The sequence below is a fragment of the Actinacidiphila sp. DG2A-62 genome (assembly GCF_035825295.1).
In the GTDB taxonomy this organism is placed as follows: Bacteria; Actinomycetota; Actinomycetes; order Streptomycetales; family Streptomycetaceae; genus Actinacidiphila.
In genome coordinates this window covers 3,997,339-4,010,185 of the sequence record NZ_JAYMGI010000002.1, presented here as the reverse complement: position 1 = coordinate 4,010,185, position 12,847 = coordinate 3,997,339, and the positions used below count along the sequence as shown (strand labels likewise).

The 12,847-nt window shown below is 74.1% G+C and carries 12 protein-coding genes; 7 read left to right on the top strand and 5 right to left on the bottom strand.

Annotation, left to right across the window (positions count from 1 at the left end; genetic code table 11):
* The first annotated feature begins 19 nt into the window (after positions 1 to 19).
* From VSR01_RS17865 to VSR01_RS17850, 4 genes are all read left to right on the top strand, one after another.
* Positions 20 to 1,294: an aspartate kinase gene (locus VSR01_RS17865; RefSeq protein WP_326450217.1), complete on the top strand. Its 1,275-nt coding sequence runs from the start codon at positions 20 to 22 to the stop codon at positions 1,292 to 1,294.
* Positions 1,295 to 1,594: 300 nt separating this feature from the next.
* Complete coding sequence (locus VSR01_RS17860) at positions 1,595 to 2,332, top strand: SigE family RNA polymerase sigma factor (RefSeq protein ID WP_326450216.1); 738 nt, start codon at positions 1,595 to 1,597, stop codon at positions 2,330 to 2,332.
* Positions 2,329 to 3,642 (top strand): hypothetical protein, encoded by a 1,314-nt coding sequence (locus tag VSR01_RS17855; RefSeq protein WP_326450215.1) that lies wholly within the window; start codon positions 2,329 to 2,331, stop codon positions 3,640 to 3,642. The genes VSR01_RS17860 and VSR01_RS17855 overlap by 4 nt, the downstream gene beginning before the upstream one ends.
* Positions 3,643 to 3,748: 106 nt before the next feature.
* Positions 3,749 to 4,714 (top strand): SURF1 family protein, encoded by a 966-nt coding sequence (locus VSR01_RS17850; RefSeq protein ID WP_326450214.1) that lies wholly within the window; start codon positions 3,749 to 3,751, stop codon positions 4,712 to 4,714.
* Here the strand turns inward: VSR01_RS17850 and VSR01_RS17845 are convergent.
* The 4 genes from VSR01_RS17845 to VSR01_RS17830 all read right to left on the bottom strand — a co-directional run bounded on the left by VSR01_RS17845 (position 4,662) and on the right by VSR01_RS17830 (position 9,014).
* Positions 4,662 to 6,470 carry a S9 family peptidase gene (locus VSR01_RS17845; protein WP_326450213.1) on the bottom strand — a complete coding sequence of 603 codons (1,809 nt, stop codon included), beginning with the start codon at positions 6,468 to 6,470 and terminating at the stop codon, positions 4,662 to 4,664. The genes VSR01_RS17850 and VSR01_RS17845 overlap by 53 nt on opposite strands.
* A 145-nt stretch (positions 6,471 to 6,615) precedes the next feature.
* On the bottom strand, positions 6,616 to 7,116 hold the full coding sequence (locus VSR01_RS17840; protein WP_326453698.1) for a universal stress protein: 501 nt from the start codon (positions 7,114 to 7,116) through the stop codon (positions 6,616 to 6,618).
* A gap of 403 nt (positions 7,117 to 7,519) precedes the next feature.
* Complete coding sequence (locus tag VSR01_RS17835) at positions 7,520 to 8,080, bottom strand: helix-turn-helix domain-containing protein (protein WP_326453697.1); 561 nt, start codon at positions 8,078 to 8,080, stop codon at positions 7,520 to 7,522.
* 301 nt (positions 8,081 to 8,381) lie between these two features.
* Entirely contained in the window at positions 8,382 to 9,014 is a 633-nt protein-coding gene (locus VSR01_RS17830; protein WP_326450212.1) for a GNAT family N-acetyltransferase, read from the bottom strand.
* Positions 9,015 to 9,446: 432 nt separating this feature from the next.
* Between VSR01_RS17830 and VSR01_RS17825 the strand changes: the two genes are divergently transcribed.
* The 3 genes from VSR01_RS17825 (at position 9,447) to VSR01_RS17815 (ending at position 11,642) form a co-directional block, all read left to right on the top strand.
* Positions 9,447 to 10,394 (top strand): NAD(P)-dependent oxidoreductase, encoded by a 948-nt coding sequence (locus VSR01_RS17825; protein ID WP_326453696.1) that lies wholly within the window; start codon positions 9,447 to 9,449, stop codon positions 10,392 to 10,394.
* 98 nt (positions 10,395 to 10,492) lie between these two features.
* Positions 10,493 to 11,152 carry a GNAT family N-acetyltransferase gene (locus VSR01_RS17820; RefSeq protein WP_326450211.1) on the top strand — a complete coding sequence of 220 codons (660 nt, stop codon included), beginning with the start codon at positions 10,493 to 10,495 and terminating at the stop codon, positions 11,150 to 11,152.
* Between the two features lie 4 nt (positions 11,153 to 11,156).
* Entirely contained in the window at positions 11,157 to 11,642 is a 486-nt protein-coding gene (locus VSR01_RS17815; protein ID WP_326450210.1) for a hypothetical protein, read from the top strand.
* A gap of 47 nt (positions 11,643 to 11,689) precedes the next feature.
* On the opposite strand, the gene VSR01_RS17810 is transcribed toward VSR01_RS17815, so the two are convergent.
* Positions 11,690 to 12,700 (bottom strand): ADP-ribosylglycohydrolase family protein, encoded by a 1,011-nt coding sequence (locus VSR01_RS17810; RefSeq protein ID WP_326450209.1) that lies wholly within the window; start codon positions 12,698 to 12,700, stop codon positions 11,690 to 11,692.
* Between the last annotated feature and the right edge of the window lie 147 nt (positions 12,701 to 12,847).

Genomic DNA, 12,847 nt, shown 5'->3' with positions numbered 1-12,847 from the left:
CCCTGAGCGAGGAGCGCACGTGGGCCTTGTCGTGCAGAAGTACGGCGGCTCCTCCGTCGCCGATGCCGAAGGCATCAAGCGGGTCGCCCGGCGGATCGTCGACACCAAGAAGGCCGGCCACCAGGTGGTCGTCGTGGTGTCCGCGATGGGCGACACGACGGACGAGCTCATCGATCTCGCGGAGCAGGTCTCGCCCATCCCGGCGGGCCGCGAGTTCGACATGCTGCTGACCGCAGGAGAGCGGATCTCCATGGCGCTGCTGGCGATGGCGATCAAAAGCCTCGGCCACGAGGCGCAGTCGTTCACCGGCAGCCAGGCCGGTGTGATCACCGACTCGGTGCACAACAAGGCGCGGATCATCGACGTCACGCCCGGCCGCATCCGCACCGCGCTGGACGAGGGGAACATCGCGATCGTCGCCGGCTTCCAGGGCGTCTCGCAGGACAAGAAGGACATCACGACGCTCGGCCGCGGCGGCTCGGACACCACCGCGGTGGCGCTGGCGGCGGCGCTGGACGCCGAGGTCTGCGAGATCTACACCGACGTCGACGGGGTCTTCACCGCCGACCCGCGGGTGGTCAAGCGGGCCCGCAAGATGGAGTGGATCGCCTTCGAGGACATGCTGGAACTGGCCAGTTCCGGGTCCAAGGTGCTGCTGCACCGGTGCGTCGAGTACGCCCGCCGCTACAACATCCCGATCCACGTACGGTCCTCGTTCTCCGGACTTCCGGGCACCTGGGTCAGCAACGAACCACCGCAAGGGGAGAAGCCGATGGAGCAGGCGATCATCTCCGGTGTCTCGCACGACACCTCCGAGGCGAAGATCACGGTCGTCGGGGTGCCGGACAAGCCGGGCGAGGCGGCGACGATCTTCCGGGCCATCGCGGACGCCGAGATCAACATCGACATGGTCGTGCAGAACGTCTCGGCCGCGGCCACGGGCCTGACCGACATCTCCTTCACGCTGCCCAAGTCCGAGGGGCACCGCGCGATGGAGGCGCTGTCCAGGACGCAGTCGGTGATCGCCTTCGACTCGCTGCGCTACGACGACCAGATCGGCAAGATCTCGCTGGTCGGCGCCGGGATGAAGACCAACCCGGGGGTCACCGCGACGTTCTTCGAGGCGCTGTCGAACGCCGGGGTGAACATCGAGCTGATCTCGACCTCGGAGATCCGGATCTCGGTCGTCACCAGGATCGACGACGTGAAGCCGGCCGTGCAGGCGGTGCACTCGGCGTTCGGCCTGGACAGCGACAGCGACGAGGCCGTGGTGTACGGCGGCACGGGTCGCTGACGGCGCCGCAGCGAGGCGGCGCGGCGAGGCGGCGCGGCGGTGGCTGGTCTGGACCACTTGATCCGCGTCGCCCGCGCGTTGGACAATCACCTCCCCCGCGGCTGCAACCGACGGCCCCGGGGGAGCGTCTTTGTGTCAGCGCACTGCCCTAGGGTGCTGCACACCGAGCGCGGTCAGGGGGCGTCGGTGTCGATGGGGCGTTGAGGAAGAAGCTGGTACGCACATGGGGATATTCGGCCCGCGGTCCGGCGAAGTGCCATGCGCGTACAACCCTGGCGGGGGGATGCGTGTCCAACTGGCGTGGCGGAGGCACTGGGTATCGAGACGGCATTCGGCGTGCGGGGCGGCACCGTCGCTCCGCCGCGCGTCCCGCGGGCGCGCACGGCCGACCGTCCTGTCGGCGGTATCCCGGTGATCGCGCCGTGGCCGGTGCGGGTCGGCACCACGACCGACACCACCGACGGCTCCGGCCGCACCAAGGGCGCCGCCGGCAACGGCAGCACCAGCCGCACGGGCAGTGAGGACGCCGACACCCCCATGGCAGTCGGCACCACGGTCGATCACCTCACCGAGACCTACCGTGCCCACTACCGCTCGCTGCTGGGCCTGGCCGCGCTGCTGCTGGACGACACGGCCTCCTGCGAGGACGTGGTCCAGGAGGCCTTCATACGGGTGCACTCGGCGCGCAGCCGCGTCCGCGACCCCGAGAAGACCCTCGCCTACCTCCGCCAGACGGTGGTCAACCTCTCCCGTTCCGCCCTGCGCCGCCGGATACTCGGCCTGAAGCTCCTCTCCAAGCCGATGCCCGACATGGCCAGCGCGGAGGAGGGCGCCTACGAGATCCTGGAGCGCGACCAGCTCAAGGCCGCGATGCGCGCCCTGCAGCGCCGCCAGCGCGAGGTGCTGGTGCTGCGCTACTTCGCCGACATGACCGAAGCCCAGGTCGCCGAGACGCTCGGCATCTCCCTCGGCTCGGTCAAGGCGTACGGTTCGCGTGGGCTCGCGGCGCTGCGCGTCGCGATGGAGGCCGCGACATGACCACGCCCGACGACCGCCGGGCCTTCGACGGCGACGCCGTCCCGCCGGGCGGCGCCTCCGCCTCCGGCGACGCCGTCCCGCCGGGCGGCGCCTCCGCCTCCGGCGACGCACCCCGCTCCGGTGACGGGGCAACCCCCGGCGTCTCCCCGGACGTCCCCGGTACAGACGACACCCGCACACACGACGCATCCGAGATGGACCAGCAGATCTCCTCCTCCCACGACATCTCCTCGCCCGCCGGGCCGCTGAACGGCGAGACGGCGGACGAGGAGGCCCTGCGCGCGCTGATGCGCGACGCCGTGAGCGACCTCCAGGGCTCGCCCGACGCCCTGGAGTACCTGCGCCGCGCCGTTCCCCAGCGCCGCCAGCGCCGCCGCCAGGCGATGGTCGGCGCCGCCGCCACCCTCGTGCTTGCGGTGGTGGCGATCCCCGCGCTGGTGCACGCCGCCGGCAGCGGCAGCGACCCGGCCACCACCGCGGCCGGCGTGCGCCCCACCGCCACCGACGGGCTCGGCGAGGACGGGCACGCCCAGCTCCCGGGCCGGCCCACCTGGCAGACCTCCGCCGGGCCCGACAGCTCCCCGGGCAAGCCGCACCCGAGCACCGGCTCGGGCGGCCCGGCCCTCCCGCCGACCACGCCGACCACGACCGGTGCCCCGGTGCCGGACTGCACCGGCGACCAGCTCGGGCAGGGCGCGAGCAGCGCCGACAGCCCGGACGGCGACGGCACGGTCTACGGCTGGTTCCGCCTCTCCAACGTCTCCGACACCCCCTGCACCGTGCCCAGCGGCGGCCTGGTGCAGGCGCTGGCCCAGGGCGACGCCGACCCGTCCCGGATCCAGGTCGTCACGCACACCGCCGGCGACGCGGCCGCCGCGCTGCCCACCACGGCCGGCCCGGTCGTCCTCAAACCCGGCGAGGACTACAAGGTCGACTTCGCGTGGGTGCCCTCCGGCGACGGCCCGGGCGGCTGCACCGTGCCGACCACGCCGCCGACCACCCCGACGCCGAGTGACACGCCCACCGCCGGCGGCGGTACCGACGCGGGGACCGGCACCACCGCGGGCGGCGGCACCGGCACCGGCGCCGACACCGGTTCCGCCAACTCCGCCGACGCCGCGGGCGCGGCCGACACCCCGCCGGACTCCGGCAGCGACCCCACCACGCCGGCGTCCGGCAGCATCGCCTTGAACCACACCCCGGCCGCGGGCGCCCCGGTGGTCACCGGCCCCGTCATCCAGAACGTGTGCGCCGGCACCGTCTACACCGCCGCGCCGATCGCCGACGCCGGGGCCGCCCCGGCGTCCTGACGGCGCCGGGCGCGTGACCGGGGCCGACGCCCGCGGGGCGGGGGCGGGTGGCCCGCGGGCCGGGGGCGGGTGCCGGGGCCGCGGACCGCACCCGTACCGTTGAGGCGTGTACCGGTTCCTGCTCACCCCCCGCTGGCTGGCGGTCAGTGTGCTCGCGCTGCTCGCCGTGCCGTTCTGCGTGTTCATGGGCAGCTGGCAGCTCAGTCGGTTCGAGGTCCGGGTCGACCAGCACAAGAGCGCCGAACACGACCGGAGCCAGGCCGCGACCGAGGCGCCCGTGCCGCTGCGGACGGTGCTGCCCGACGCCGCCTCCCAGGTCCCCGACGACGGCTCGGGACGCCTGGTCGACGCGACCGGCAGCTACGACCCCGCCCACCAACTCCTGGTGCCGGACCGCACGCTGGACGGCCACGACGGCTTCTACGTCCTCACCCCCTTGCGGATCGGCGGCGGCGCCGCGCTGCCCGTGGTGCGCGGCTGGCTCCCCGGCGACGCGTCCGCCGCCGGGCGGGCCGGCTCGGTGCCGGCCCCGCCGACCGGAACGGTCACGGTGACCGGGGCCCTGCAGTACCCCGAGACCACCGGGACCGACGGCGCCCAGTCCGGCGCGCTGCCCTCCGGTCAGCTCGGCATCATCAGCGCTGCGTCACTCGTCAACGTCCTCCCTTACTCCGTGTACAACGGCTGGATCACCGCGACCCACACCGCGGCCCCGCTGAAGGCGGTGCCCCCGGCGGCGCCGCCCAACAGCGGGCTGGACCTCAAGGCGTTCCAGAACCTCGGCTACACCGGCCAGTGGTTCGTCTTCGCCGGCTTCGTCGTCTTCATGTGGTTCCGGCTGGTGCGCCGCGAGGGCGAGGCCCGGGCCGACGCCGCGCTCGGCCTGCTCCCCGAGACCGCCGGGACGGACGACGCGGAGAGGACGGCCGACGTGGACGCCCCCGGCGCCGCGGACCCCGACGGCGCGGACCCCGACGGCGCGGGCGGCGGCCGCTCGGACGGCGACCCCGAGGAGCCGGTCAGCTCCCCGCGTGCCGCAGAGCGAAGGCGAGTTCCAACCGGACCTGCTTGATCCGCTCCTCCACCACCAGCGACCCGTGGCCCGCGTCGTACCGGTACACCTCGTGCGGCTTGTCCAGGGCGCGCAGCCGCTCGACGTAGTTGTCGATCTGGCGTATCGGACAGCGCGGGTCGTTCATGCCCGCGCTGATGTACACCGGGGCCTTGACCTGCTCGACGTAGGTGAGCGGCGACGACGCCTCGTAGCGTTCGGGCACCTCCTCGGGGGACCCGCCGAAGAAGGTGCGGTCGAGCGCCTTGAGAGCTTCCATCTCGTCGGCGTAGGCGGTCGGGTAGTCGGCGACGGGGACCGCGGCTATGCCCACCGTCCACGCCTCCGGCTGGGTGCCCAGACCGAGCAGGGTCAGATACCCGCCCCACGACCCGCCGGTCAGGACCAGCCGCTGCGGGTCGGCGAGCCCCGAGCCGACCGCCCACTCGCGCACCGCGCCGATGTCCTCCAGCTCGATCAGCCCGACCCGGTGCTTCAGGGCGTCCGTCCACTGCCTGCCGTAGCCCGTCGACCCGCGGTAGTTGACCCGCACGACCGCGAAGCCGTGGTCCAGCCAGGCCGCCGGGCCCGCCGCGAACGCGTCCGAGTCGTGCCAGGTCGGCCCGCCGTGGATCTCGAAGACCGTCGGCCACGGACCGGAGCCGCCGCCGGCCGGACGCTGCACCAGGGCGTGGATGCGGCCGCCGGGGCCGTCCACCCACACGTCCTCCACCGGCACCGAGTCCGGCGCCCGCAGCCCCGGCGCCTCAAGCACGACCGCTCCGGTGGTCGAGCGGACCGCGGGCGGCAGTTCCGCGGACGACCACAGGAACTCCACCGAGCCGTCCGGCCGCGCCGAGGCGCCGCCGACCGATCCGGCCGGGGTGTCCAGCCGGGTCAGCTCCCGCGCCGCCAGGTCGTAGCGGAACATCTCGCTGCGGGCGTGGAAGTCATGCACCACGAGCAGCGCGGAGCCGTCCGGATACCACTCGGCGTGCACGTCCCCCGGCAGGTCGATGCCGAGGTCGGTCTCCTCGCCGGTCGAGGTGTCCCAGATCATCGGCAGCCAGCGGTCGGCCCGCTGGTGGCCGACCAGCAGCCGGGGGTCACCGGGGATCGGTGCGAAACCGAGGCAGTCCAGGCCGAGCTCGCGGGAGCCGCCGTCGGTGTCGTCCAGCTCGGCCACCGTCGAGCCGTCCGCCACCCGCACCACGCGCAGCGCGCTGTGCATCGCGTCGCCGTGCTCGGTGTGCTCGATGACCACCAGCGTGCCGTCCTCGGACAGATCACCGACGCCGCCGGACTCCTCGTGCCGGTAGATCAGATACGGATCGCCCGAAGGCGGCACGACATGGACGGACGTGCCCTCGTCGTCCGTCGAGCGCCCGATCACCGCGAGCCCGCCCACGCCCAGCGCCAGCCCGGCCGGATAGGAGGGGGCGAGGCCCGGCGCGGCCGGTATGTCCTCGCCACCGCCGAACGGCTGCTTCATCCAGACCCCGAACTCGTCGCCGTCGGTGTCCGAGAACCACCACACCCACGCGCCGTCCCGGCTGAGCGCGCCCTCCGTCGTGCCGTTCGGCCGGTCGGTGACCTGGCGGCGGCTGCCCGTCACCCGATCCCACGCGTACAGCTCGTACGTACCCGTCACGTTCGACACGAAGAGGCTGCGCTCCGGCGCGTCCTCCGCCCACTCGGGCAGTCCGACGCGCGGCGCGCGAAACCGCTTCTCCCACTCCGGCATGGACCCGCTCGCGGACCCGGTGATCTCGTTCATGCCCCCATGATGCTCCGCCGCACGCACATTCGGTGAGGCCCTCTTCGCAGCCTGTGGACAACCTCACGAAAGCGCAGGTCACAGCGGTAGTGGGGAGAGTGGAAAAGCAGGCTCGGACCGCGCTCGGCCGGCATCGCGCCGACGCTCAGCCCGAGCCCGAGCCCGAGCCCGAGCCCGAGCCCGAGCCCGAGCCCGAGCCGGCCTCCGCCTGCGCCGCGGCCCCGCGCACCACCACGACCGGGCACGACGCGTGCAGCGTGACCGTGTGGCTGACCGAGCCCAGCAGCGTGGCCCTGAACGTGCCGAGGCCGCGCACCCCGACCACGATCAGTTCGGCGCCCTGCCCGCGGTCGAGGACGGCCTGCGCCGCGTTTCCCATCACCACGACCTGGTTCACCGCCGAGGCCTGTTCGGGCGGCAGCGCGGCGCGCACCGCGTCGTCCAGCGCCCGTGCGGCCGGTTCCTCAAGATCGAAATCCTCCGGCAGGCCCGGCATCCCGGCCCATCCGTAGGCGCCGGGCATCTCCCACGCGATCACGGCCTCCAGCGCCGCGCCGGTCAGCGACGCCTGCCGGCCGGCCCACCGCAGCGCTTCGAGGGACGGCTCGGAACCGTCCACCCCGACCACGATCCGGCCGGGGGCCATCGCGCTCTCGCTCGTCGGCGCCGCGCCGGGCGCGCCGACGGTGCGCGCCGGGCTCTCGTCCGCGGCCTGTCCACCCTCCGCGTCGCTCAGCTCGTACGGGTGCTCCGCGTCGCTCGCGCCCGGCTCGGGGATCGGTTCGACCATGACCGCGTCTCCTCACGCTCTGCTCGCGTGCCGTGCGTGCCCTCCGCACCTCCCGTCGTCGTGCGTCGCGCGCACGACAGAACGCACGGAGAACACGGGCACGCGGTCCCGGTGGCGTTCGTGAGGGCGGGTGCCCGTGGGCCGGTGCGGCAAACGCGTGGGGTGATCCGTTCATATGCGCGGGGGCTGCGCGGGGCTCGTCTCCGCGGTCCTCCCGGCCGCGCCGCTCAGCCGCTTCGTGCGGTCACGTAGGCGTCGCTCAGCCGCGCCGCACGCACGCGTCCAGCATCGGGCCCAACTGCGTCGCCGCCGCGTCGAGCGCGCGGACGTCCTGCTCGGCCCGGGCGATGAGGATCGCGCCTTCCAGTGTGCTGATCATGACGGTGGCCAGGTCGGGCGCCTGCGAGGGCGCGACCCCCATCGAGACGAGGGCTTCGGCGACCGGGACGTTCCACGTCGCGAAAGCCGCGGCCACCGCCTCGCGGGTCGAGGGGACGGACTCCGCACAGTCCACGGTCGCCGCCGCGACGGGGCAGCCCGCGGCGAACCCCGAGGTCAGGTACTCCTCACGCCACTGCGCCACCATCGCGGCGAAGAGCCCGCCGGGCGTCGGCGCGTCCATGGCCGCCATGAACCGGGCGACGCGACGGCCCGCGTACCGGCCGCCCCAGGCGACGGCCTCGTTGACCAGCTGCTCCTTGCCGCCGGGGAAGTAGTGCTGCAGCGAACCGCGCGGTGCCTGCGCGTGCGCGGCCACCTCCCGCATGCCGGTGGCGGCCACGCCGTCGCGCCTGATCAGCTGGGCCGCGCTGAACACCATGCGCTCGCGCGGGCTGTAGGTGCGGCGTGCCTGCGCGTGGTCCGTCCGTGTGTGGCCTGTCGGCGTGTGGCCTGTCTGCGTGTGGTCTGTCGGCGTGCGGCCCGTCTGCGCGCGGCCGGTCCGGGCGCCGTCGGTCCGCGCGGCGTCGGCCGGGCCGGGCGCGCTGCTGGCGTCGGCTGCCTCGGTCGTATCAGCCGCATCAGCCGTATCGGCCGCATCAGCCGCATCAGCCGCGGCAGTCACCCCGGCCGCGTCGCCTGCGGACGCGGCCCGCCCCTCGGGCTTCGCCATCACGACCTCCCTACGCGTACGGGCTCGGCTCCTGCCGACTGCTGTGCCACGGGCCCGGACCTGAAGTCCGGCGGTCCTGCGGAAACGGTTCGCTCAGCCTATAGACGGCGGTCAGGCTGCCGTCGGTCCACGCGTACGAGACCGGCGCGGCAGGTGGCGGCGAGGTGAACGGCGGCTCGTGCGCGGGAGGAGGCGGCGCCACCAGGACGAGCGTTGCCAGCCTCCGCGTCATGGCCCGCAGCAGCGCCGTACGCCCTGGCAGCACCGACGCCGAAACCGCCACGACGCCCCGCTCCCGCGCCCGCGCGATCAGAGCGGCGACCAGGGCCGAACCCACACCCTGCCGCTGCCACCCGTCACACACCAGGACGCCGAGTTCGGCGGCGGGCGGCCCGGCCCCGGGCACGGCGGCGAGGCTCGCGAGCCCCACGGGATGCGCGTCACCGCAGGCGTACGGCACCGCGCTGCTGAGCGATTCCGCGCCGTCGCCGTGGTGGGGGGCCGTGTACGCGAGCACCGCGTCGTGCTCCTCGGGGCGGCCCGCCAACAGGGCGTCGGCGTACTCCTCGGGGAAGACGCGCTGGAAGCCGAAGAAGCGCAACCGCACGGTCTCCGGTGAGCAGCGTGCGAAAAGTGCGTCCAAGGCGGCCCGGTCCCCGGGACCCACGTCGGCGATGCGGACGCCGGGCCGGGCGCGGCCCCCGCCCTCCTGTGCCGCCGCCGGCGGCGGTGCCGCTCGGGCGGCGGCCGTGTCCGCCGCTTGCGCACCCTCTATGACCGTCGTCATAGCGACCAGTATTATGACGACCGTCATAATCGGCAAGGCGGCACCACGGCGCGGTGCCGCGCGCCTGGGCGAGCGGCAGGAGCGGCGGACGTGAACGGACAGGTCACAGGACCGGACCCGAGCGGGCAGTCGGGACCGGGCGGGCAGCCGGACCGGCATGAGGAGTCAGGTCGGCATGAGCACGCGGACCGGCATGAGCAGGCACACCCGCATGAGCAGGCGGACGGGCAGGAGCAGGCACGCCGGCAGGAGCAGGCACACCCCGTCGCATCAGGCTCCGCGGTCGAGGTGGGCTTCCTCGGGCTCGGCGTGATGGGGTTCCCGATGGCCCTCAACCTCGCGCGCGCCGGCACCCCGCTCACCGTGTGGAACCGCACGGCCGCCCGCGCGGAGCCGCTGCGCGCGGCCGGCGCCCACGTGGCGGCGACGCCCGCGGAGGTGTTCCGGCGCTGCGGCGTCGTCCTGCTGATGCTGGCGGACGAGCAGGCCGTCGACGAGGTCCTGGGCGAGGTCCTCGGCGGCTCCCCGGCGAGCGTCCGCGGCCGCGTCGTCGTGCACATGGGCACCACCGCGCCCGGGTGGTCCCGCGACCTGGAGGCGCGGGTGCGCGCGGCGGGCGGGACGTACGTCGAGTGCCCGGTCTCCGGTTCGCGGGTGCCGGCGGAGGCAGGAGCGCTGGTCGCGATGCTGGCCGGGCCGCCCGACGCGGTCGAGCAGGTACGGCCGCTGCTGGCGCCGATGTGCCGCGAGTCGTTCGTGTGCGGCACGGCCGCGCCTTCCGGTCTGCTGATGAAGCTGGCCGTGAACCTGTTCCTGATCACCATGGTCACCGGCCTCACCGAGGCGTTCCACTTCGCCGACCGGCACGGGCTGGACCGCGAGCGCTTCCTCGCCGTCGTGGACGCGGGGCCGATGGCGAGCGGCGTCTCCCGTATGAAGGCGCCGAAACTGCGTGACCGCGACTTCTCCGTCCAGGCGGCGGCGCTCGACGTGCTCAAGAACAACAGGCTGATCGCCGAGGCGGCCCGGGACGCCGCCCTGGCGTCGCCACTGCTCGACGTGTGCCACGCGCTCTTCGCCGAGACGGTCGGCCTGGGCCTCGCCGACGCGGACATGGTCGCCGTGCTGCACGCCCTGGAGGCGCGAACCGACGCCCTCACAGATGACGCCCTCACAGATGCGGCTGCGGACAGGGCGCTCCCGCGCGCGGGAGCGCCCTCCGGCCGTAGCGTCTAGGCTGCAACCGCCGTACGCACATGATCGGTTGAACGGCGCCGACGGACCGTCGGCCGTTCGGGACGGCATCGAAGCGCACGAAGGGCGGGAAGGCGGCGATGGGTGTGGCGATCCGCAGGGCAGGGGAAGGCGACCGCGAGGCGCTGACGCGGCTGCTGGACGAGGGGTTCTACCACGATCCGGTGAGCACCTGGATCTTCCCCGACCCCGAGCGCCGCCGGCGCCACCACGGCACGATGATGGGCGCGTTCCTCGACGCGGCACTCGCGGACGGCTACGTGGACATGACGGAGGACGGCTCGGGTGTCGCACTGTGGTTCTCGATGCCCGGTCCGGACGCCGCCGGTGCCGCCGATGCCGCGGTTGACGGCGGCGCCCAAGGCGGCCACGGCGAGGACGCCGGCAGGGCCGCCGCGCGTGCGCTGCGCGAGGCGGTCGACCCCGACAACGAGCGCGTCGAGCAGATCTCCCTCATCCTCGACGCGAACCACCCGGCCGACCGCCCGCACGAATACCTGATGCTGATCGCGGTGTCGCCCGACCAGCGCGGCCGGGGCGTCGGAGCGGCACTGATCAACAGCACGCTCGAACGCTGCGACCGCGAGGGCCGGTACGCCTATCTGGAGGCGAGCAGCGTGCGCAGCAGCAGGCTGTACGAACGCCTGGGCTTCCACCTCGACAGCCGGACGGTCGACCTGCCGGACGGGCCGCGGATGTTGCCCATGTGGCGCGAACCGCGGCCGCGCACGGCAGGATGACGGTATGACCGTGAACCCGGTACCAGGAGTCGGCGCCTCCACCCGTGCGTCCGGCGTCCCCAGGGCGTCCGCGCCCTCCGCGCTCTCGCTGTGGTCGCACGACTCCTTCCTGTCCATCGGCTCGGTCGGCTCGGTGCTGTCCATCGGCTCGGTGGGCAGCGCGCTGTCGATCGGTTCGATCGGCTCCTCCCTGTCGATCGGTTCGATCGGCTCCGGACTCTCTCTGGCCTCGATCGGCTCCCTGCAGTCCTTCGCGTCCGTGCTGTCGGTGCAAGGCGCCCGCGACTTCCTCAAGGCAGGCCCCTACGCGGGCTTCGGAGCCTCCGCGTCCCGCCCCGAAGCCCCCGCCGACGAACCGGCCGGCGGCTCCCGCGCCGAGGACCGCCCGGGCGGCGCCTCGGCCGGAACCGCCGCGGTCACCCTGACGATCACCGCAGCCGCAGCCGCAGCCGCGGCAGCCTGGCTGCTGATCTCACGCCGCCGCGGCTAGAGTCCGCGGCCCGACCTCCGGCGCGCCCACCGGCACGCGTCCGCAGATCAGACGTCCCAGGCCGCGCCGAGGGCCAGCAGACGGTCCCGGTACTCGATGACCTCGACCCACTCCGCCGGCCAGGCGTCCGCGCCCAGGTGAGCGCCTGCGAAGGCACCGGCCAGGGCGGCGATGGAGTCGGAGTCGCCGGAGGAGTACGCGGCCCGGCGCACGACCGCCGCCGCGTCGTCGGGCAGCAGGAGGAAGCAGTACAGACCGGTGGCCAGCGCCTCCTCGGCGATCCATCCGGCGCCTGTGGCCTCGCACGGATCGGCTTCGACGTCGGGCGAGCGCAGCGCGGCCGCGAGGCGGTCGAGCGCGGTCAGGCACTCGTCCCAGCCGCGCGCGGCGAAGGCCGCGGGGTCCGCGTCGTGCGCGTGGGAGACCAGGTCGCCGAGCCACTCGACGCGGTAGCGGTCGCGATTGCGGTGGGCGTGGTCGGTGAGCGCGGGCAGCAGTTCGGCGGGCGCGACGCCCGCGGCCAACAGCCGTACGGCGTGGGCCGTCAGATCGGCGGCGGCGAGCGCGGTGGGGTGGCCGTGGGTGAGGGCGGCCTGCAACTGGGCCGCGCCGCCCTGCTGTTCCTCGTCCAGTCCGGGCACCAGGCCCAGCGGCGCGACCCGCATGTTCGCGCCGCAGCCCTTGGAACCGATCTGGCTCGCCTCCTGCCAGGGGCCGCGGGCGCCGAGCGCCTCGCACGCGCGCAGGCAGGTGGCTCCGGGCGCGCGGTTGTTGTCCGGTGAGACGCTCCAGGCGACGAAGCGCTCCCGCACCGGCCACTCCATGCGCTCCGGTGTCAACGGCCCTTCGGCCAGCGCCGCGACCAGCCCCTCGCCCAGTGCCAGCGTCATCTGCGTGTCGTCGGTGACGTACGCCCGCCCCCAGGCGAGCGGCAGCGTCATCTCGCGCCAAGGACCGGACTTCGCCGCGATCTCCGCCATGCCGTTGAACTCGGTCGGGAAGCCCATCGCGTCCCCGATCGCCAACCCCACCAGTGCGCCAGTCGCCGCACGCCTCACGTCGGTCTCCTCCCCGCGGGTCTCCCCGTTCGCCCATGTGTACCTCACGCGGGCGACGGCCGCGGAGTGAGAGGCGCGGTGACCGGGCGGGGGGCGGTCGTCGGGCGACGCAGTGGTCGGGCGATGCGGTGGTCGGGCGATGCGGTG

What these genes read in the sequence shown, in the direction of transcription:
- VSR01_RS17845 (WP_326450213.1), bottom strand. Translation starts at nt 6,470, where the DNA reads ATGAACGAGATCACCGGGTCCGCGAGCGGGTCCATGCCGGAGTGGGAG.
- VSR01_RS17815 (WP_326450210.1), top strand. Translation starts at nt 11,157, where the DNA reads ATGACCGTGAACCCGGTACCAGGAGTCGGCGCCTCCACCCGTGCGTCC.
- VSR01_RS17840 (WP_326453698.1), bottom strand. Translation starts at nt 7,116, where the DNA reads ATGGCCCCCGGCCGGATCGTGGTCGGGGTGGACGGTTCCGAGCCGTCC.
- VSR01_RS17820 (WP_326450211.1), top strand. Translation starts at nt 10,493, where the DNA reads ATGGGTGTGGCGATCCGCAGGGCAGGGGAAGGCGACCGCGAGGCGCTG.
- VSR01_RS17855 (WP_326450215.1), top strand. Translation starts at nt 2,329, where the DNA reads ATGACCACGCCCGACGACCGCCGGGCCTTCGACGGCGACGCCGTCCCG.
- VSR01_RS17835 (WP_326453697.1), bottom strand. Translation starts at nt 8,080, where the DNA reads ATGGTGTTCAGCGCGGCCCAGCTGATCAGGCGCGACGGCGTGGCCGCC.